The organism is Maribacter sp. X9, assembly GCF_048537565.1.
Taxonomy (GTDB): domain Bacteria; phylum Bacteroidota; class Bacteroidia; order Flavobacteriales; family Flavobacteriaceae; genus Maribacter.
Window position 1 is genome coordinate 1,834,032 of sequence record NZ_CP183215.1, and the last position, 19,974, is coordinate 1,854,005.

Consider the following 19,974-nt stretch of genomic DNA (forward strand, 5'->3'; position numbering starts at 1 on the left):
TAGATGTTAGTGAAAATTAATAAAGTTCACGAATAATCTAAACCGCCCTTTGCACCACCTCAAACACTTTATTGGCATCACATTTTAGGGTTTTGGAAGGGTATTTTAGAATCAGTGCATAATCATGGGTCGCCATTAAAATGGTACGTCCCGATTTATTGATTTCCTGTAGCACTTTCATAACTTCTACACTGGTCTGGGGATCGAGGTTTCCGGTAGGCTCATCGGCAAGGACCAATTCTGGGTCGTTCAATAGGGCCCGTGCAATGGCAACACGCTGTTGCTCTCCACCCGAAAGTTCATGGGGAAATTTAAAACCTTTGGTCTTCATACCTACTTTCTCCAATACGGCCAGTATTTGGGCATCCATTTTGGCCTTATCGGTCCAGCCGGTGGCTTTCAAGACAAACAGCATGTTCTGGTTGATATTTCGGTCGGGCAACAGTTTAAAATCTTGAAAGACAATACCCAATTTGCGGCGTAAAAACGGAATATCGTTTTCTTTTAAGGTCTTTAAATCGAATTCCACAATGTGCCCTTCCCCTTTTTGTAAGGGCAAATCTCCATAGAGGGTTTTCATAAAACTACTCTTACCGCTACCGGTCTTTCCGATGAGGTAAACAAACTCCCCTTTTTCAATTTTTAAACTTACTTCACTCAAAACCAAGCTCTCTTTTTGAAAAATAGCGGCATCCTTGAGTTCTAAAACAATCTCGTCCATAGCATCAATGTTGATATAAAAGTAATAAGTTCCTATTGATATTGAAGAACTCATTTCCAAATTCTTTTCTTTTGCAGTGGTATGGCACATACTTAGGAACAATATTTGCCGTTATCCCATGTGATAACCGGTATTTCTAAATAGTAACAGAACACTATGCTTAAAAAAATCACCGCTTTCATTCCGATGGTATTGGGGTTGGTCGCTATGACCAGTGCCCAGGAATCAATGATTTACACCAACGAACAGAAAGCTTTTCAAGATGCCCTGGCCCTCTACAATAATGAGCAATACCAAGCGGCACAAACAATTTTCAATAAGGTCAAGGAGACCACAAAAGATGAGGAGACCGCCGCTAACAGTGCGTATTATGCCGCCACGGCGGCCGTACGTTTGAACCAGATCGGCGCGGATCGTTTGATGGAGGATTTTGTGGAAAACTATCCTACTTCTACCAAACGTAATTCTGCCTATGCCGATGTGGCCGAGTATTATTTCCAGACCGGAAAATATCCTTACGCCTTAAAATGGTATAACAAAGTAGATCAGAGTTCGTTGTCGCGTGGCGAAATGGAGCAGTTCAATTTCAATTATGGCTATGCCCTGTTTTCGTCCAAAAAGACGGCAGAAGCTGAAAAGTATCTTGAAAAGGTGGTGAATTCACCAGGCTATGGCTCACAGGCCAAATACTATTTGGGCTATATCTCTTACGAACAAGATGATTACCAGGCCGCCAACGAGCGCTTCGATCAGATTACGGATCAAGATGTTTTAGAGGAAAAACTTAGTTATTACCAAGCCGATATGAATTTTAAGCTGGGTAAATTTGAGGAAGCCATCGCCTTGGCCAAAAAACAACTGGCGAAAGCGGATCGAACCGAAGTTTCTGAACTCAATAAAATTATTGGGGAGAGCTACTTCAATTTAAAGCAATATGAAAATGCCATACCCTATTTAAAGGAATATAAGGGCAAAGGCGGAAAATGGAGTAATACGGATTATTACTACTTAGGCTACGCGTATTATAAAGGAGGAAATTATACAGAGGCCATTGCCCAGTTCAACAAAATTATTGGGGGTACCAATAGTGTTGCCCAAAATGCCTACTACCATTTGGCGGAATGTTATTTGAAATTGGATAAGAAGCAAGAAGCGCTGAATGCATTTCGAAATGCCTCGCAAATGGACTATAGTGCAGCGATACAAAAGGATGCATTTTTGAACTATGCCCGTTTAAGCTATGAGGTGGGTAATGCGTACGAACCCGTACCTGAGGTAATCACCAATTATTTAAAGACCTACCCCAACGACGAACACCAAGAAGAAATGCAGACCCTTCTGGTAGATTCATACATTACCTCAAAGAATTTTGCCGGGGCGATGAAGTTACTGGAAGAGAATAAAAATTATGCCAGTAAAGAAACCTACCAAAAAGTAGCTTTTTATCGGGGAATCGAACTTTTTATGGAGGGTAATTATACTGCTGCTTCCGAAAATTTGGGTAAATCACTTTCAAGTGCCGAGAATCCATTGTTCAAGGCCCGTGCCGATTATTGGAAAGCAGAAGCCGATTACTTGTTGAACCGTTTTGATGATGCCGTAAAGGGATTTGTCGCTTTCAAGAACAATCCGGCGGCCAAACAAACCGAGATGTACGGTGATATCGATTATAGTTTGGCCTATGCCCATTTTAAACAAAAGGACTATGCCGATGCCATTACCTATTTCAATGCCTTTACCGCAAATGGAAATGGTGAAGTGGAGAAACTACATGATGGTTATTTGCGCTTAGGTGATAGCTATTTTGCCACCAGTAAATACTGGCCGGCCATTGAAACCTATAACAAAGCGCTGGCCTTAACAGGACCTGAAAAGGACTATGCTTCTTACCAAAAAGCGATGAGTTATGGCTATGTAGATCGTGGTGCCAGTAAAATAGAGAATCTTGAAGCGTTCGTAAACCAATACCCAAGATCTAGTTTTAAGGATGATGCCCTGTTTGAGCTGGGAAATACCTATGTGGCCCAAGGGGAAGAAAACAAAGGATTACAAGCCTATGACCGATTGATTACCGAATATAAAGGAAGTTCATTGGTGCCCCAAGCATTGATGCGACAAGGATTGGTGAACTACAATGCGAACCGTAACGAAGCTGCCTTGGCTAAATTCAAGACCGTTGTGCGTGATTATCCAAAGACCCAAGAAGCGGTACAAGCGGTAGCCACAGCTAAATTGGTCTATGTGGATTTAGGTAGGGTAAATGAGTATGCAGATTGGGTACGTGGTCTCGATTTTGTTGAGGTAACGGACAGTGAACTGGATAATGCCAGTTTTGAATCCGCCCAAAAACAGAACAGGGATGGTACTGTGGATGCCGCCATTAAAAGTTATAAAAATTACATTCAACAATTTCCGAACGGCCTCCATGCGGTGGATGCCAATTTTGGTCTGGCGCAATTGTATTTTGGTAAAGGGGATAAGGAAACTGCCTTGCCCTACTATAAATATGTGGCCGATAGAAGTACCAGTGAATATGCAGAGCAAGCTTTGACTCGGGTCTGTGAGGTGTATATCGGTAAGGATGATTACCAAACCGCCTTGCCCTATTTATTGAAATTGGAAGATCAGGCGAACATTCAGCAGAATAGAACTTTTGCACGGTCCAATTTAATGAAAGGATATTACGGCCAGCGTAACTATGCAAAAACCTTGGAATATGCCGATAAGGTATTGTCCACCGCCAATATCGATAACCGTATCAAGAGTGATGCGCAGATTATGATCGCACGATCGGCCATTGCTACGGGTAATGAGCAAAAGGCAAAAACGGCCTATGCCGAGGTATTGAAAATAGCTTCTGGTGCTACGGCTGCAGAGGCCTTGTATTATGACGCATATTTTGAAAATCAAGATGGGGATTATGAAAATTCCAATGTGGCCGTTCAAAAATTGGCGAAAGATTACGCGACGTATAAAGAATGGGGCGGTAAAGGATTGGTGTTGATGGCTAAAAACTACTATGCCTTGAATGATGCCTATCAAGCAACCTATATCTTGGAAAGCGTAACCACCAATTTCAGTCAATACCCGGAGATTGTGGCAGATGCCAAAGCGGAATTGGCCATTATCAAATCAAAAGAGGCACAGAGCAATTCATCAGTTAATCCAAATCAAAATTAATGTACACCAGTAAAAGAACATCTATGTACAATACGCTTAGAATTACCATCATTTTTTTAGCTCTTGGTCTACAGATCGGTTTTGCGCAAGATGATAAGAAAGATGATTTGGGTACGGAAACCGTAACCGTTACCAAGGCTTATACACCCACTGTTTCGGATGCTTTTAAAATTAAGGTAGTCCCCAATTTGAACGATTCTATCGTGCTTCAGAAAAAACCGATTACCTATAGTATATTTTCGGTTCCGGTGGCATCGACCTTTACGCCTTCCAAAGGAACGGCGTCAAAAGTGGAGAAACTGCCTCCACCGCAATTGTTCAATTCCTATGCTTCTTTTGGAGGTGGTAATTATGGCAATGTGCTGGGAGAGTTCTATACGAGTAGAACTATCAATAGGGATGAAAATTTAGTTGTAGGCTTAAATCACTTATCCTCAAGGGGAGGCATTGAAGGCGTAGATCTGAACAATACCTTTTATGATACTAAACTTGATGGGTCGTATGCCAAACGTGACCGCGATTTAGATTGGGGTGCGGCAATCGGGTTACAACATCAGTTGTACAATTGGTACGGATTGCCAGAAGGCGTCTATGATCAAACCACCATTAATAGCATTGATGAGATGCAGAATTATTTTATGGGAGAGGCCAGTGCCTATATTAATGTGGAAGATGCCCTGTTCAAACGAGCGGATATAAAATACCGCAGATTTTTTGATGCCGTAAGTTCTGGTGAGAACCGTGCCATTTTCAATACCGGTTTTGAATTTCCATTGGATGAAGAGATTTTAAGCGTCAAGGCTAAAGTGGATTATGTGGGTGGGTCATTTGAAAACGCAAGCCTTAATAGCGATGCCAATAACGAAGGTATATCCTATGGTAATTTGCAAGCGGGGATTAATCCCTCCTTACAAATGCTTCGAGATGATCTTTCCCTGAACCTAGGAGTCAATTTGGTGTATGGCATGGATTTGGAAAATAGTGAGGGGAATTTTTATATCTATCCGGCGGTAACCGCTTCCTATCGATTGTTGGATGAATCGGTGATCGCCTACGGTGGTGTAACCGGAGAACTCAAACAAAATTCCTATTATGATTTTGTGGAGGGTAATCCTTTTGTTTCCCCGACCATTTCTATAGCACCTACCGATAGTCAGTACAATGCCTATGTGGGTTTTAAGGGTCAATTATTGCCTAACTTAAGCTATAATATTAAAGGGTCCTATGCTGCAGAAAACAGAAAGCCTTTGTATAAATTGAATCCACAAAATGGTTTTAGAGCCGATGAAAAGGGATACTACTACGGTAATTCTTTCGATGTCTTTTATGACGATATAAAAACCCTTGGCATCTTTGCGGAATTGAATGTGGATGTAAACCGTAATTTCACCCTGGGCGTCAATGCAGAAGTATATGATTATAGTACCGAAACCGGAAACCCTGCATGGAACTTGCCTAATGTAACAGGATCGTTGTTTATGGATTATCAGATCGGTGAAAAATGGTTTATGGGTGCCAATCTGTTTTACGTGGGGGAGCGTGAAGATTTTTCTTCCGTCGTTACACAAAATGTTCAACCCGGAGGATTTCCAGCCACCTTGATTGCCTTAGATGGTTATTTTGATGCCAACGCCCATGTGGGGTATCGCTTGAATAACCAGCTATCGTTTTTTGTAAAAGGGGCCAACCTTTCCAATAATCATTATCAACGCTGGGCCAATTTTCAGGTGCAGGGTATTCAGGTGTTGGGCGGTGCGACATATAAATTCGATTTTTAGGAATCAACTTTGCGGCAATATTCTGAAGTTGTTTATTTATGTGTTTTTATTTAGGAAATTACCAACCTTGGATTATACCTAAATTTTACCATTTAAAACTAAACTTCGTCATGGGTATCAATAATGTAACAATCAACTAAACCCGATTCATTCTAAAGAAAACAATTTATTTTTCTGCCCTACTTGTTTGAATTATTTGAATTATTGGGATATTGCGCTCGAGAGACGATGACACAATCATTGAGAGGCCACATATCGATGCCTATGTGACGGTATGATGGATGGAGCGAAACCGGTATGGGTTGCGGAGGTTGCTCCTGCTTTTTTCAGATTTGAGTATATTAAGGCTTGCAAGACTATCGAATGGGAATTAAATCTCTTTACCACGTAATCCTAACCGTAGGTTTTGGTTGTATGTCTAATCTTGTCTTTGGGCAGAACCTTATTCGTAACCCTAGTTTTGAAAGTTTTGTGCACTGCCCTATGAAATTGGGCAATCTGGAGAAAGATGTTAAAGATTGGCAAGTCCCCACCTTGGGTTCTACAGATTATTTTAATGGCTGTAGTCAAGCAATGGGTACACCTAAAAATTTCAATGGGGAACAGCCTGCGAATTTTGGTATAGGCTATGTTGGTTTTTATATGCTCGCCCCCGGTGATTATAGGGAATACCTACAGGCACAGTTGATAGGTACCTTAAAAAAAGGAGAACATTATACGGTTTCGTTTTATGTAAGTTTGGCGGAACGGTCAGACTTTGCGGTGAAGGAATTCGGAATCCGGTTTTCTGAGTATCCTATAAAGGTCGAAACTACAAAGGTGCTTTCTGCGATGCATCTCTCAAAGCTACAAGGAGATACATCCAATTATGTTGAAATCAAATATTCAAAATTTTATTCCGATGAGAAAGAATGGATTCTTTTGACCCAAGAATTCGTGGCCAACGGAACAGAGAATTATATGATCATAGGCAATTTCAAGGATAATAAACGAACACAACGCTTTCAGACCCAACGAAGAATAAATAAGGGTTCTTATTATTATCTCGATATGGTATCGCTACACCCAACCGGTTCAGAGAAAATGAATACATCTTTGGCCATAACCGATTTTGAATTGGATAGTATTCACGTGTTTAAAGACGTTTTGTTCAATTTCAATACTTCGAAACTAAAAAGGTCAAATCAAAAAGAACTTCAGGAAGTCGTACTTTTTTTGGAAAAAAATCCATCGATTCAAATTAAAATTAGTGGTCATACAGACGCTATAGGTTCAAATAACTTTAACCAAAAACTTTCTTTGAACAGGGCAAAGACGGTAGCTGCCTATTTTATGCAAAATGGGATTTCAGAAAGAAGGATCCAGTACGAAGGTTTTGGTAGTGAGCGACCCGTAGCTACCAATAAAACAAAAGCCGGAAGATTACTCAACCGGCGTGTAGAATTTGTATTGGTGGAGTGAATTAATAGTCAGAATAGTCGGTTGGATATAATAAAAGGATATCCGCATGACTGACCGTGTTTTTATAAATATCCATACCGGATATTTCTTTCCATTTTGGTGCACTTCCGAACGCTTCCCAAAGTTTGTTTCTTTTATCAGTATTCGGAAAGGTGGTCATGTACATGAGATTGGGCATTTTATCGCCAGAGATTACATCGGCATAAAAAACAGCATTAAAACCTAAGCTTTCAAAAAGCTCGACCTCACCACCTTCATTGAACATATCAACTTTTCTGCGGTACATGGCTTCAGTCGGACCTTCATAGCTACGCAATTCATATACTCGATCGTTTCGTGAACCTGTTACGGCGGTCGGTTCCATTTTCGGCATATCTGGGAAGGCGTGCATTAAAACGGAAGCGATTCGTTCGTATGGAGGGTTTTCGTGAGTGGCGTTGATATACGCAGCACCGTTAGCCATGTAGGTTTTGTCGACAGCTAGCATACTTTCCAATTTTCCAAAGGCTTCCAATGAGGCGAACGGTATCAAGACAAAGATTTTATTGGCAAGTGTAAACTTGTCCGGTCTCACTTTAAAAACACCTACATTGTCGATTCCCATTCTTTTAAGGGCAGGCAAGTAAGCTTCCTTTAAATAAGTATCAACCATTTTTTCTTGGCTTTCATTTTTTAAGGTATATGTTTTTAGCTGATAATATTCCCTTTCTTGGGCATGGCCAGAAATAGAAGAAAAAACTAAGGCTAATACTAAAAGTAGGGGAAGTGTAATTTTATTTTTCATGGGTTATATTGAGTAATCGTTAATATGAAGAAAGTTAGTGATTAAATTAGGATTCTTTGAAACCAAAGCAGGGTTTGTTTCGATTGGAGAAGAAACGGTTAATAAGAAAACGGATATTTGGAACACTTTAAAAATCCATTTTTTCAATAAAAAGTAATTCGTGGTTATTTTATTGCTTGCGGTCTATGGTGTATTTTTGAGACTAGCAACTGCCCCATGACCAACATTTTCAAGAAACAACTTATTGATCCCGCCAAGAGTCCCATTTTCTATGGCTATGTAATACTTCTTATTGGAACCGTGGGGATTTATTGCAGTATACCCGGACAGACGATTGGGGTTTCGGTTTTTACCGACCCTGTAAAGGATGCCTTAGGAATGTCTAGAAACCAATTTAGCAATGCCTATATGATCGGTACCATAATTAGTTCTTTGGTCATTGGTAGGGCGGGGGTTTGGTTCGATACCTACGGCGCAAGATTCGTTGCCTTTTTTGCGGCACTTGCGTTGGGAGTTACTTTGTTTTTATGCTCATGGTCAGCCCAAATGAGTTCGTTCATTAAAGAATTATTGTCGGTTGATTCGTGGATTGTGCCTTTTGTGTTAATGACGGTCCTGTTTTTCTTATTACGTTTTGCAGGTCAAGGTGTCTTGACCATGGCTTCTCGTAACGTTATTATGATTTGGTTCGATAAAAATAGGGGAAAGGTCAATTCTTTTAGTAGTGTAGCGCTTTCGTTCGGGTTTTCATCTTCCCCGCTGTGGATCAATGCATTGATAGAAGGAAACGGTTGGCAAAGAACATGGCAATTCTTGGCGATCGGGTTATTGATCTTTAGTGTATTCATCTTCTTTATGTACAAAATTTCTCCTGAAAAACACGGACTTCTCCCAGATGGGGCCAAATCGCCAACGAAAGAGGAAGAAGCGAAAAAAGTGGTCCCGAAACAATTTACGCTTGCTGAGGCTAAAAAAGAAAGGGCTTTTTGGATGTACGGACTCACCTTGGCCTTCAATAGTTTTTTCATTACGGGCCTCACTTTTCATGTAGTGTCCATTTTCACGAATGAAGGCTTTTTAAAGGAGGATGCCATATCCATTTTTCTTCCAGGTTCTGTAGTTGCTGTTACCGTTTCTACTTTGTTCAACTTTTTAAGTGATTATCTTCCTTTGAAATTGTATTTGTATCTAATGTTGTTGGGTGGATTTTTAGCATCTTCAGGCTTTTTGTTTTTGTCATCTCCCGCAGGGGTACCTATGTTGATTGCGGGCTTCGGTATTCTAGGAGGTTTCTTCGCCGTGTTGAATGCGGTCGCTTGGCCCCGTTTTTTCGGAAGGCAGTATTTAGGCAGTATCACGGGTAAAATCATGAGTTTTTTGATTTTGGCCAGTGCTTTGGCCCCTAGTATTTTTAGTCTTTGCTTATCAACCTTTGGGTCTTATGAAATGGTGGGTTATTTAGGATTGGCATTTTTACTTTTTTTGACCATAGGTTCGGTCAAGGCTGATAATCCTCAGTAAGTAAATTTCTTTTTTGGTCATATATAACTGCGTCAATAGTTAGAATTTACCGGATAAGTAAACTTCAATTTTTATAGAAACGTTACGTAAACCCTTAACCGTTGAGGTTTTGTAAGGAATAATGAATGAATTTCCCTCTCGTTTTACTAGGAAAATTTCTGTTTACCTCATATCGATATATTCTAATACCGATTATTATCTGATTGATTTAAAAATCCTATTATTGTCCGTTAGTTTATTGGTCTTTTAGGAGCTCAATCAAATAGGATCCTAGATTAAGTATTTAGGTAAAACCCACTATCTTTACAAAAAAGCGGTAAAATGGATTTAAATTTAGCGGTGTTGATAGATGGGGACAATATACCATCGGCCTATGTCAAGGAAATGATGGAAGAAATAGCTAAATACGGTAACCCCACCATTAAGCGCATTTACGGTGATTGGACCAATCCACGTTTGGGAAAATGGAAAAACGTTTTGTTGGAAAATGCCATTACACCCATTCAGCAATATGGGTATACCCAAGGAAAGAATGCGACAGATTCTGCGATGATTATTGATGCGATGGATATTCTGTATGCCGGTAAGGTCAACGGTTTTTGTATTGTAAGTAGTGATAGTGATTTTACCCGCTTGGCTACCCGACTTAGGGAAGCAGGTATGCAGGTCTTCGGTATAGGGGAACGTAAAACACCGAATCCTTTTATTGTTGCATGCGATAAATTCATTTATATTGAAATCCTAAAAGGAAGATCCGAAGAGGAAACGTTAGATACCGTAGATCAAACTGAAGCTCCTGTAACTAAAAATACGGTAGATAAAATTACCCCCAAAGCCTTGCGTTTTATTGCGACCACTATCGATGATGTTGCAGATGATGACGGGTGGGCTTTTTTAGGAGATGTAGGTAGCTTGCTTCAAAAAAAGCAACCCAATTTTGATTCCCGTAATTATGGTTTTCAAAAGCTGACACCCTTGATTCATTCCATTCCCCATTTTGAAATTGAGCGAAGGGAAGACTCCAAAGGGCGAAAAAAATTGATTTATGTGAAAATTAAGGAAAAGGCCAATTCCAAATCGAAAAAATAGCTGATTTCGTTTTTTTTATTCCTGTCGCTTTTAAAAAAGGCATGTAGCCTATTAACCTAGTTTTTGTATTTTTCAATTCAAATTCTATAATTATGGATCGCTCGCTTTTCGCATTCTTTTTTGTTCTATTATCCTTTTCGTGTAAAGACAAGCCCAAGGTTGATGTATCCCATGCTGAAAGACCTATAGGAGAACTTTTTGCGGACTTCTATGATTTCAAAAAAAGTATCAATCCCATTGAGGCTACCAAAGCAGGTTATTCTAGTTATAATGATACCATAGCCAACTATATTTCAGATGACTATCTGCTTCATTTGAAAGATCGTTATACTTATTTTTTGGAAGAAGTAGACCGCTATGATTCCACTAAAATAGCTGCCGCAGACTGGTTGAGCTTGCGAGTGATGAAGTGGGATTGCACTATAAAATTACAAGGGGTTATGAATCCTATGGTCACAGTTGCCTCTCCTATTTATGATCTTCCCAGCTTTGAGTTAATGCCCTTGTTTCAGATACAATCCTTGCATTTATATGTGGCGCAATTAGCGGGAGGAACCAGTGTACAGCCCTTTGAAACGGTTGCCGACTACAACAATTGGCTGAAACGTTTGGAAGATTATTTGACTTTTTTGGATACGGCTATTCGAAAAATGGAAGTGGGGATTAATAAAAATGTGGTTTTGCCTAAAGTGCTTATTGAAAAAATGATTCCCCAAATCGATGCTTTTATCGACGTTCCTTTGGTGAAGAACTTATTTTACCAGCCTATTGAAAACTTTCCTGAAGCCATTTCAATGAAAGAAAGAGAAGTTATAAAAGCAAGGTATATTTCAATGATCGGGGATCAATTGATTCCTAAATACATAGAATTGAGTAGGTTCTTAAAGGATACCTATTTGTCAGAAGGCCGGGAAACTGATGGCTTGGGTGCCTTACCCAATGGAAAGGATATTTATGACTATCTCATCAAATTACATACCACTACGAATATGACGGCAGATGAAATACATGAATTGGGCCTCTCTGAAGTTCAACGCATTGGTGGTGAGATGGAGAAGGTCAAGAAAGAATTAGGTTTTGATGGAGATTTAAACTCATTTTTTGAATCACTCCGTTCTAAAAAAGAATTGCTTCCTTATTCCAATCCCGATGAGGTTATTGAACATTTCAAGGAAATCAGGAAACGGGTGGGTTTGAGAATAGATTCCTTATTTGAATTAACACCAATGTCCGATTTTAATGTGAGACGTACCGAAGCGTTTAGGGAAGCATCGGCAAGTGCGGAATATACACCGGGTTATAAGGACGGTACAAGAGCTGGAATTTTTTATGTGCCCATTCCAGACGTGGACAATTATAATGTAATTCATGATGAAGCCTTATTTCTTCATGAAGCTGTTCCTGGGCACCACTTTCAGTTGTCCTTACAACAAGAAAACAAGAAATTGCCAGAATTCCTCCATCCAGAGAGTATGGGCGTTTTTGTGGAGGGATGGGCACTCTATGCAGAATCGTTAGGTAAGGAGTTGGGAATGTATGCAGATCCCTATCAATATTTTGGAATGTTAAGTATGGAAATGCATAGGGCGATTCGATTGGTGGTGGACACCGGTCTACATGCAAAAGGTTGGACGCGGGAAGAAGCCATACAATACTCACTGGAGCATGAAGCGGAGTCAGAAGAAAGCATCGTAGCCGAAGTAGAGCGCTACATGGCAACGCCGGCCCAAGCTTTGTCCTATAAAATCGGTCAATTGAAGATACGGGAGTTACGCACAAAAGCGGAAAATGAACTGGGTGCTGATTTCAATGTGCGTGAATTCCATAGTCAAGTATTGAATTCCGGGAGTTTGCCTTTGGTTCTTTTAGAGGAAAAAATAAACCAATGGATTTTCAACAAAGGAAAAGTTAACTAATACGCTTTCAGGAGTTCTAAAATAATCGATAAAAATCTACGTTTTAACTAAATAGTTTAGTTTTTATGAACCTAAGTTACCTTTTTTTGAGATTATTTTTGCTTTCGAAGGTTTGTTTGAGCCTGCCCATAGTTCAAGATGATATTTCAATTATTTCATCTAAACGTTCGATTCATCAAGGTTTATTGGTGGGCAACCACGCTCTTGGCGCATGGAGTTATACCATGAGTAACGTAAAATCACCTTATAAAGCAGGCGTGCTGTTTATTTCTAAGATAGATGGTGTTTATAGGATAGATGTCAAATTTTCAAATGGAATACTGACAGGGCAAGATGTTGTGATCAATGGGAATCAAGTTAAGTTCAACGTGAATATCTCGGGTGTAGAACGTGTTTCATTTACGCTTGAGGTCGAGGGCGACCTTATTGTGGGCGGTAGTCATTCTGCAAAAGGTTCTTGTCAAATTTTAGGAACTCGACAACTACCTGAATTGAAGACTTAGTTTTCCGCAAGTTTATTTAATTTTATAGAAGAGGGCTAGGCTTTTGTTCTGGTATTCTCTTTATAATTGTTATAGCTGCTTGGTGTAAAGTGCACCATAAAAAAACCTTTGGTTTTGGCCAAAGGTTTTTATCGGTAGTGTTAAATTGAAATATTACATTGTTATGGGTACGGAAACTCTTGTTTTATCCCATCCCATGATCATCTCTGCTCCATCTTTAGCATCTTTGAAAGCAATTGAGAATTCTTCTAAAGATGACGCGCCAGAACCGTTAGGAACTGTTATGCGGGCAACATCGGCAGATTCATCATAGAAGTACGAACCCCATTGGTTAAGGTTTTTATTTAAGATAACGGTCCATTCATCTTTACCTGGTATGGTAAATAAAGAATAGGTTCCTGCTTTTATATCCTTTCCCCCAAAGTTTACATCCTTGTAAAAAGTGATTTCCGCAGCTTCATTTGCTCCGGTTCTCCATACTTTTCCCGTGGGAGCCAATTCATCCAAAGAACGTCCTTTAAGTTGCGGCCTTCCGTAAATAATACGCATCGATTTATCGGAAATTTTGTAATCGGTTGGGTACGCGGCCATATCCATAGGGCTTTTATCCATTCCAGAAAAATCCTGTGCCGTCGCCACTGTAGTTAAAACTAGGGCAAACATGAAGGTACTTAGTGTAAATATTCTTTTCATAATTAAATTTTTGTTTAAATGTGCTTTAAAAATAAGTAGTTCCTATCATTAAGATTGGTAAAATGGCGTTAAATTTTTGCTCATTACAGTATTTAAGATGTTGAGGTGTTTTTTAATAGTGATAATTTTAATTAGGTGGTTAAATGGCTTTTTTTGTTTCGTATTGAAACCAAATTATCCGTTTGTGTTTTATATATGAAAGTATAAACTGATATTTGTGTTCAAATTGATATAATAATTAGATTATGTGTGGAATAGTATGTGCATTTGATGTTAAGGAAAGTACTGAAGTGCTTAGGCCCCAACTATTAGAAATGTCAAAAAAAATAAGGCATAGAGGTCCTGATTGGAGTGGAATCTATGCGGATGATAAAGCAATTTTGGCCCACGAACGTTTGGCAATTGTGGATCCAGCTTCTGGAAAACAACCGTTATTAAGTCCCAATGGAAAATTGATATTAGCCGCGAACGGTGAAATTTATAACCATAGGGAATTGCGTAAGCAGTTTGAGGGTAAGTACGATTTTCAAACAGAGTCGGATTGTGAGGTGATCTTGGCATTGTACCAAGAAAAGGGGGTGGACTTTTTAGATGAGATGAACGGTATTTTTGGCTTTACCATTTATGATGCTGAAAAGGATGAATATTTTGTGGCACGTGATCACATGGGTATTATTCCGTTATATATGGGTTGGGACAAGAATGGCACTTTTTATGTGGCTTCTGAATTAAAAGCATTGGAAGGAACCTGTACCAAGATACAATTGTTTCCTCCAGGTCATTATTTACATAGTTCTGACGGTGAATTGAAAAGATGGTATTCTCGGGATTGGATGGAGTACGACGCAGTAAAGGATAACGAAACCAGTATAAAGGCAATAAAAGAGGCTTTGGAAGCTGCCGTACACCGTCAGTTAATGTCCGATGTGCCATACGGGGTTCTTCTATCAGGTGGTTTGGATTCATCGGTTACTTCCGCTATTGCTAAAAAATATGCACAGAAACGTATAGAAAGTGGCGATACTACCGATGCGTGGTGGCCCCAATTACACTCTTTTTCTGTGGGTCTTGAAGGTTCCCCTGATTTGGCAGCGGCTCAAAAAGTAGCTGACCATATTGGAACGGTTCACCATGAAATTAAATTTACGATACAAGAAGGGTTAGATGCCATTAAAGACGTGGTATACAACTTGGAAACCTATGACATAACGACCATTCGTGCATCCACACCTATGTATTTGATGGCTCGCGTCATAAAATCTATGGGAATTAAAATGGTGTTGTCAGGTGAAGGTGCAGATGAACTATTTGGCGGGTATTTGTATTTCCATAAAGCCCCCAACGCAAAAGAGTTTCATGAAGAGACCGTGCGTAAACTGAGTAAACTTCATATGTATGATTGTTTAAGGGCGAACAAATCCTTGGCTTCTTGGGGCATAGAAGGTAGGGTGCCCTTCTTGGACAAAGAATTTATGGATGTCGCGATGCGAATCAACCCACAGGATAAAATGATCAACGGTGAGCGTATGGAGAAATGGGTGGTACGTAAAGCCTTTGAGGATATGCTGCCCGAAAGCGTGGCATGGCGACAAAAAGAACAATTTTCAGATGGCGTAGGCTATAGTTGGATAGATACACTTAAAGAAGTGGTTAAACAAGAAGTGAGTGATGAGCAATTGGCAAATGCCAAGTTTAGGTTTCCGTTACAAACACCAACGTCGAAAGAAGAGTTCTACTACCGTTCTATTTTTGAAGAACATTTCCCGTCAGATGCTGCGGCATTATGTGTGCCACAAGAGGCATCTGTAGCCTGTAGTACGCAGATTGCGCTGGAGTGGGACGAAGCGTTCAAGAACATGAACGATCCTTCGGGAAGGGCGGTCGCTAATGTGCATAGTGATTCTTATGTGAAAGCTTAAGGCAAATAGCTTTGAAACAAAAAAAGGCCCTTTCTTTTAGAAAGGGCCTTTTTTGTTAAGAAATAAAGACTACATATCGTCAATCATCTTTTTCAGTTTTTCTTTGGATTCACCTGTTTTCTCTTGAATCCTTCCTAATAGCTCATCAGATTTGCCTTCGGCGTATTCTAAATCGTCATCGGTAAGTTTGCCATATTTTTGCTTTAATTTACCTTTAGCTATATTCCACTTTCCTTTAAATTGTTCTTCGTTCATGATGTTTTAATTTTATGATTATACCTCTAAGGTAACATCGCTATGTAAAGGAAATCTTAAATATGTATGCTTCAAATGGATAGCATTCAGAATTTATTCAATACAGCCCAAAATGGCTTAATTTTCTTAATGAAACTCTAAAAAAAATTGCATTTTTTTTATCCATTATGGCTTTGCGGTTCAACTTTTAAAAAGGACTATCGTTTTAAATGAGACCCTCTTTTAATAAGTTGTGAGCATTAGGTCGGCCCATTAAACTTTAAATTAAAAGGGATTGTTAAATTGAGTTCACCTTGTTCCATTTTCCACAATGATTGTTGATAACTTACTGCGGTCCAATGCGTAGAAATATCATATTCCATGGGGTATTCCGTATATTTGTAAGATTGCAAAATTTGAAGTAAAACAACCTTAATTTTATGAGCGAAGAAGCAAATAATAAGAATTATTCGGCGGATAGTATCCAAGCCCTGGAAGGAATGGAGCACGTGCGTATGCGCCCATCCATGTATATAGGTGATGTAGGGGTGCGCGGTTTACACCATTTAGTGTACGAAGTAGTAGATAACTCTATCGATGAGGCAATGGGAGGTCATTGCGATACCATTAGCGTCATTATTAATGAGGATAATTCCATAACCACAAAGGATAACGGTAGGGGTATTCCTGTGGACCTTCACAAAAAGGAAGGTGTTTCTGCGCTCCAAGTGGTAATGACCAAAATTGGTGCCGGAGGTAAATTTGATAAGGATTCCTATAAAGTATCCGGTGGTCTTCACGGTGTGGGTGTTTCTTGTGTAAATGCACTATCGGATCACTTAACCGCTACCGTTTATCGCGAGGGTGTTATTTGGCAACAGGAATATGAAAGGGGTAAAGCACTTTATCCTGTGAAAAGAGTAGGGGAGACCGAAGAAAGGGGGACCGTCGTGACTTTCCACCCAGATCAGACCATTTTCACCCAGACTATCGAATATAGTTATGAGACCCTTGCCAATAGAATGCGTGAGCTTTCATTTTTGAACAAAGGGGTGTCTATTAGTATTACCGATAAGCGTCAAAAAGATGAGAAAGGAGAATATGTAAGTGAAACTTTCTATTCTGATGAAGGACTGAAGGAATTTGTGAAATTTTTGGATGGAAACCGAGAATCGCTGATTCAAAGTGTAATTTCCATGGAAGGGGAAAAAAATGATATTCCTGTAGAAGTGGCGATGATCTATAATACCAGTTACACAGAGAATCTTCATTCATATGTAAACAATATCAACACCCACGAAGGGGGAACCCATTTATCAGGATTTAGAAGGGGTCTTACGACAACTTTAAAGAAATATGCCGATGCTTCGGGTATGTTGGATAAATTGAAGTTCGAGATACAGGGGGATGATTTCCGTGAAGGATTGACCGCTATTGTTTCCGTAAAGGTTCAAGAGCCACAGTTCGAAGGTCAGACCAAAACTAAATTGGGGAACCGTGAGGTTTCGGCAGCCGTGAGTCAAGCGGTTTCCGAAATGCTAACGGATTATTTGGAGGAACACCCAGATGACGCGAAAATCATCGTTCAGAAAGTAATTCTTGCCGCTCAAGCCAGGCACGCCGCTTCCAAAGCACGTGAAATGGTGCAGCGAAAGAATGTAATGAGTGGTGGAGGTCTGCCCGGTAAACTTTCAGATTGTTCTGAACAGGATCCCGAAAAATGTGAAATATTCCTAGTCGAGGGTGATTCGGCGGGTGGTACGGCCAAAATGGGTCGAGACAGAAATTTTCAAGCTATTTTGCCTTTAAGGGGTAAGATTTTGAACGTAGAAAAAGCCATGCAACATAAGGTTTTTGAGAACGAGGAAATCAAGAATATGTATACCGCCTTGGGGGTGACCATAGGAACCGAAGAAGATAGTAAGGCGCTGAACCTAGATAAATTAAGGTACCATAAAGTAGTCATCATGTGTGATGCCGATGTGGATGGTAGTCATATTGAGACCCTAATTTTAACATTCTTTTTCAGGTATATGCGAGAGCTGATCGAAAGTGGTCACGTTTATATTGCAACTCCACCATTATACTTGGTGAAAAAAGGACAGAAAAAGCAATATGCTTGGTCTGATAAAGAACGAGATGCTATCGCAGATAGTTATAGTGGCGGGGTTAGTATTCAACGCTATAAAGGTCTTGGTGAAATGAATGCGGAACAATTGTGGGATACCACGATGAATCCGGAGTTTAGAACTTTGCGACAAATACAAATTGATAATGCAACCGAAACGGATCGTGTATTCTCTATGCTGATGGGTGATGAAGTACCGCCAAGAAGGGAATTTATCGAGAAGAATGCCGTTTATGCAAACATTGACACATAGAAATTACTACTTACACAACAAAAACCTACGCTATGGGCGTAGGTTTTTTAGTTTTATGTAAAATCTCAAAAATGAAGAAATTACTTACATTAATTTTTATAGGGGGATCTTTAACCGCTACGGCCCAAGTAGATTTCAATAATGTGCTGGCGGCAGGTTTAGAGGATGCAGAAAAATTCACGACAGATTATTTAAGTCCTCTTTCAGAATCTGTAGTTTATAACATGGGCACTGGCTGGTATAATACGGCAGACGCCAAGCCCTTGGGCGGTTTTGAAATTTCCATTATCGGAAATATCAGCGGATTCAAGAATAAGCAGGATAAAAAAGCATTTGTTTTAGACCCCAATGATTATCAAAATATTGATTTTGTAGAAAATCCTGGCGTAGCTAGAGAAGTGTCCACCGCTTTAGGTGATATTAATGGTATTGAAGTGTTTGTAGAAAGTCAGGCCGGAGGAGTTACGGTACGGGAGACATTTGAATTACCATCGGGACTCTCGGGTGAAGGAGTCGATTTTGTTCCTTCTGGATATGTACAGGCCAGTGTTGGCCTTATTAAAGGCACGGAACTTAAGGCACGGTTTCTACCAAAAATGAATTTTGAGGATGCATCCGTAGGATTGATCGGATTCGGTATTCAACATGATTTCGCTAAATTATTGCCCGCTGATAAGGTCTTGCCGGTGGCTATTTCTGCTGTTATTGGATATACGAATGTTTCTGGGGATTATGATTTTACCAATGCAAAGTTGATAGAAGGTAAAAATCAACGAATAGAGGCCAGTATTAATACTTGGGTTTTTAGCGGAGTGGTTTCTACAAAACTTCCGGTCATTAACTTTTATGGAGGTTTGGGCTATGTGACAGGAAAATCAACTACCGATGTTTTAGGTGAATATAGAGTGACTAAAGGTCCGTTTAGGTCTGAAACCTATACCGACCCATTTTCTATAACTAAGAAGGTCAATGGTGTCACCGGTACTATAGGTACAAAGCTTAAACTTGGTTTCTTTAGATTGAATGCAGAATACAATTTAGGGGAGTTCAATACGGCTACCGTTGGTGTTAATTTTGGATTTAGGTAATCGTCATCAATACTGAAAGGACAAATAGTAAGAATGCATAAAACCATGGATAGTACTTTTCGTCCATGGTTTCTCATTTTTTAAATAAAATTGGCTATAGAATAAGGTGATATTAAATTCCAACTACCAAACTACAAGCTTTTAAAACTAAAAAAGCCTGCCCAGACTACTCTGGACAGACCTTTTCCCATGGCCCTGTTAAAATCCTTTATTCCCTAATAGCTAACGTGCCACCATCTTTTGTTTCAAGATAGGTGCCGTCTTCCAAGTTTTTTATTATAAAAACTTCGGTGGGTTTGCCTTCTAGGCCTCGGTACTCAATAGTATAGTTGTCGTCTTGTTTAGACCATTTGAAATCAGTTTTTAGCGTAATTGTTGTACCGTTTATCTCATGATATCTTCCTAAGTAAACATCGTTGAAAATCCATTCTTTACGAATGGTCTGTTTTGAGGAGTTGTCGGTGGATGCGATTTTAGATTGTGACCAGATTCCGATAATGGGATCATTGTTCTGATCTATTCGAGAACAGTTGGCAAGTATGATTATGGCACAAATAGCCACTAAAGAGAGGAACCTTTTAGTCATAAGTAGGTTATTTTATTGTTGGATTTGGGATCCACAGTATTAACGTGACCTATGAGGGGTTAGTATTAAAATTCGATGTACGGTAACAATTTTTCGATTTCTTCGTTGAAGCGTCTTTTT

15 protein-coding genes are annotated in these 19,974 nt (G+C 39.7%); 10 read left to right on the forward strand and 5 right to left on the reverse strand.

The features are described 5' to 3' along the window. Window positions 1-37: 37 nt before the first annotated feature. The gene (locus tag ACNR9Q_RS07690) at window positions 38-721 is read right to left on the reverse strand and encodes a cell division ATP-binding protein FtsE (RefSeq protein WP_419214253.1); all 684 of its coding nucleotides are present in this window, start codon (window positions 719-721) and stop codon (window positions 38-40) included. A gap of 156 nt (window positions 722-877) precedes the next feature. On the opposite strand from ACNR9Q_RS07690, the gene ACNR9Q_RS07695 reads away from it, so the two are divergent. The 3 genes from ACNR9Q_RS07695 (at window position 878) to ACNR9Q_RS07705 (ending at window position 7,140) form a co-directional block, all read left to right on the forward strand. Next, complete coding sequence (locus ACNR9Q_RS07695) at window positions 878-3,901, forward strand: tetratricopeptide repeat protein (protein ID WP_419214025.1); 3,024 nt, start codon at window positions 878-880, stop codon at window positions 3,899-3,901. Then, window positions 3,901-5,679, forward strand: a complete 1,779-nt coding sequence (locus ACNR9Q_RS07700; protein ID WP_419214026.1) for a TonB-dependent receptor — start codon at window positions 3,901-3,903, stop codon at window positions 5,677-5,679. Before ACNR9Q_RS07695 ends, ACNR9Q_RS07700 begins: the two co-directional genes overlap by 1 nt. A gap of 363 nt (window positions 5,680-6,042) precedes the next feature. Continuing rightward, entirely contained in the window at window positions 6,043-7,140 is a 1,098-nt protein-coding gene (locus ACNR9Q_RS07705) for an OmpA family protein (RefSeq protein WP_419214027.1), read from the forward strand. A gap of 1 nt (window position 7,141) precedes the next feature. On the opposite strand, the gene ACNR9Q_RS07710 is transcribed toward ACNR9Q_RS07705, so the two are convergent. Further along, the gene (locus tag ACNR9Q_RS07710) at window positions 7,142-7,924 is read right to left on the reverse strand and encodes an NIPSNAP family protein (protein ID WP_419214028.1); all 783 of its coding nucleotides are present in this window, start codon (window positions 7,922-7,924) and stop codon (window positions 7,142-7,144) included. Window positions 7,925-8,140: 216 nt separating this feature from the next. On the opposite strand from ACNR9Q_RS07710, the gene ACNR9Q_RS07715 reads away from it, so the two are divergent. The 4 genes from ACNR9Q_RS07715 to ACNR9Q_RS07730 all read left to right on the forward strand — a co-directional run bounded on the left by ACNR9Q_RS07715 (window position 8,141) and on the right by ACNR9Q_RS07730 (window position 12,953). Then, window positions 8,141-9,445 (forward strand): MFS transporter, encoded by a 1,305-nt coding sequence (locus ACNR9Q_RS07715; protein ID WP_419214029.1) that lies wholly within the window; start codon window positions 8,141-8,143, stop codon window positions 9,443-9,445. 321 nt (window positions 9,446-9,766) lie between these two features. Beyond that, window positions 9,767-10,534, forward strand: a complete 768-nt coding sequence (locus tag ACNR9Q_RS07720; RefSeq protein ID WP_419214030.1) for an NYN domain-containing protein — start codon at window positions 9,767-9,769, stop codon at window positions 10,532-10,534. A gap of 92 nt (window positions 10,535-10,626) precedes the next feature. Next, entirely contained in the window at window positions 10,627-12,450 is a 1,824-nt protein-coding gene (locus tag ACNR9Q_RS07725) for a DUF885 domain-containing protein (RefSeq protein ID WP_419214031.1), read from the forward strand. Window positions 12,451-12,536: 86 nt separating this feature from the next. Further along, a complete protein-coding gene (locus tag ACNR9Q_RS07730) occupies window positions 12,537-12,953 on the forward strand; it encodes a hypothetical protein (RefSeq protein WP_419214032.1) in 417 nt (138 codons plus the stop codon). 153 nt (window positions 12,954-13,106) lie between these two features. Here ACNR9Q_RS07730 and ACNR9Q_RS07735 read toward each other — a convergent pair whose 3' ends face one another. Beyond that, window positions 13,107-13,646, reverse strand: a complete 540-nt coding sequence (locus ACNR9Q_RS07735) for a DUF2911 domain-containing protein (RefSeq protein ID WP_419214033.1) — start codon at window positions 13,644-13,646, stop codon at window positions 13,107-13,109. 245 nt (window positions 13,647-13,891) lie between these two features. Between ACNR9Q_RS07735 and asnB the strand changes: the two genes are divergently transcribed. Next, entirely contained in the window at window positions 13,892-15,565 is a 1,674-nt protein-coding gene (asnB, locus tag ACNR9Q_RS07740; RefSeq protein WP_419214034.1) for an asparagine synthase B, read from the forward strand. Between the two features lie 69 nt (window positions 15,566-15,634). Here asnB and ACNR9Q_RS07745 read toward each other — a convergent pair whose 3' ends face one another. Then, window positions 15,635-15,820 (reverse strand): CsbD family protein, encoded by a 186-nt coding sequence (locus ACNR9Q_RS07745; RefSeq protein WP_419214035.1) that lies wholly within the window; start codon window positions 15,818-15,820, stop codon window positions 15,635-15,637. Window positions 15,821-16,239: 419 nt separating this feature from the next. Between ACNR9Q_RS07745 and gyrB the strand changes: the two genes are divergently transcribed. Together gyrB and ACNR9Q_RS07755 are read left to right on the forward strand one after the other, a co-directional pair. After that, entirely contained in the window at window positions 16,240-18,180 is a 1,941-nt protein-coding gene (gyrB, locus tag ACNR9Q_RS07750) for a DNA topoisomerase (ATP-hydrolyzing) subunit B (RefSeq protein ID WP_419214036.1), read from the forward strand. Between the two features lie 71 nt (window positions 18,181-18,251). Next, complete coding sequence (locus tag ACNR9Q_RS07755) at window positions 18,252-19,268, forward strand: DUF6588 family protein (RefSeq protein WP_419214037.1); 1,017 nt, start codon at window positions 18,252-18,254, stop codon at window positions 19,266-19,268. A gap of 208 nt (window positions 19,269-19,476) precedes the next feature. On the opposite strand, the gene ACNR9Q_RS07760 is transcribed toward ACNR9Q_RS07755, so the two are convergent. Continuing rightward, window positions 19,477-19,854 (reverse strand): hypothetical protein, encoded by a 378-nt coding sequence (locus ACNR9Q_RS07760; RefSeq protein ID WP_419214038.1) that lies wholly within the window; start codon window positions 19,852-19,854, stop codon window positions 19,477-19,479. Window positions 19,855-19,974: the final 120 nt, after the last annotated feature.

Coding starts and splice junctions, on each gene's coding strand:
- ACNR9Q_RS07690 (WP_419214253.1), bottom strand. CDS start 721: ATGGACGAGATTGTTTTAGAACTCAAGGATGCCGCTATTTTTCAAAAA.
- ACNR9Q_RS07695 (WP_419214025.1), top strand. CDS start 878: ATGCTTAAAAAAATCACCGCTTTCATTCCGATGGTATTGGGGTTGGTC.
- ACNR9Q_RS07700 (WP_419214026.1), top strand. CDS start 3,901: ATGTACACCAGTAAAAGAACATCTATGTACAATACGCTTAGAATTACC.
- ACNR9Q_RS07705 (WP_419214027.1), top strand. CDS start 6,043: ATGGGAATTAAATCTCTTTACCACGTAATCCTAACCGTAGGTTTTGGT.
- ACNR9Q_RS07710 (WP_419214028.1), bottom strand. CDS start 7,924: ATGAAAAATAAAATTACACTTCCCCTACTTTTAGTATTAGCCTTAGTT.
- ACNR9Q_RS07715 (WP_419214029.1), top strand. CDS start 8,141: ATGACCAACATTTTCAAGAAACAACTTATTGATCCCGCCAAGAGTCCC.
- ACNR9Q_RS07720 (WP_419214030.1), top strand. CDS start 9,767: ATGGATTTAAATTTAGCGGTGTTGATAGATGGGGACAATATACCATCG.
- ACNR9Q_RS07725 (WP_419214031.1), top strand. CDS start 10,627: ATGGATCGCTCGCTTTTCGCATTCTTTTTTGTTCTATTATCCTTTTCG.
- ACNR9Q_RS07735 (WP_419214033.1), bottom strand. CDS start 13,646: ATGAAAAGAATATTTACACTAAGTACCTTCATGTTTGCCCTAGTTTTA.
- asnB (WP_419214034.1), top strand. CDS start 13,892: ATGTGTGGAATAGTATGTGCATTTGATGTTAAGGAAAGTACTGAAGTG.
- ACNR9Q_RS07745 (WP_419214035.1), bottom strand. CDS start 15,820: ATGAACGAAGAACAATTTAAAGGAAAGTGGAATATAGCTAAAGGTAAA.
- gyrB (WP_419214036.1), top strand. CDS start 16,240: ATGAGCGAAGAAGCAAATAATAAGAATTATTCGGCGGATAGTATCCAA.
- ACNR9Q_RS07755 (WP_419214037.1), top strand. CDS start 18,252: ATGAAGAAATTACTTACATTAATTTTTATAGGGGGATCTTTAACCGCT.
- ACNR9Q_RS07760 (WP_419214038.1), bottom strand. CDS start 19,854: ATGACTAAAAGGTTCCTCTCTTTAGTGGCTATTTGTGCCATAATCATA.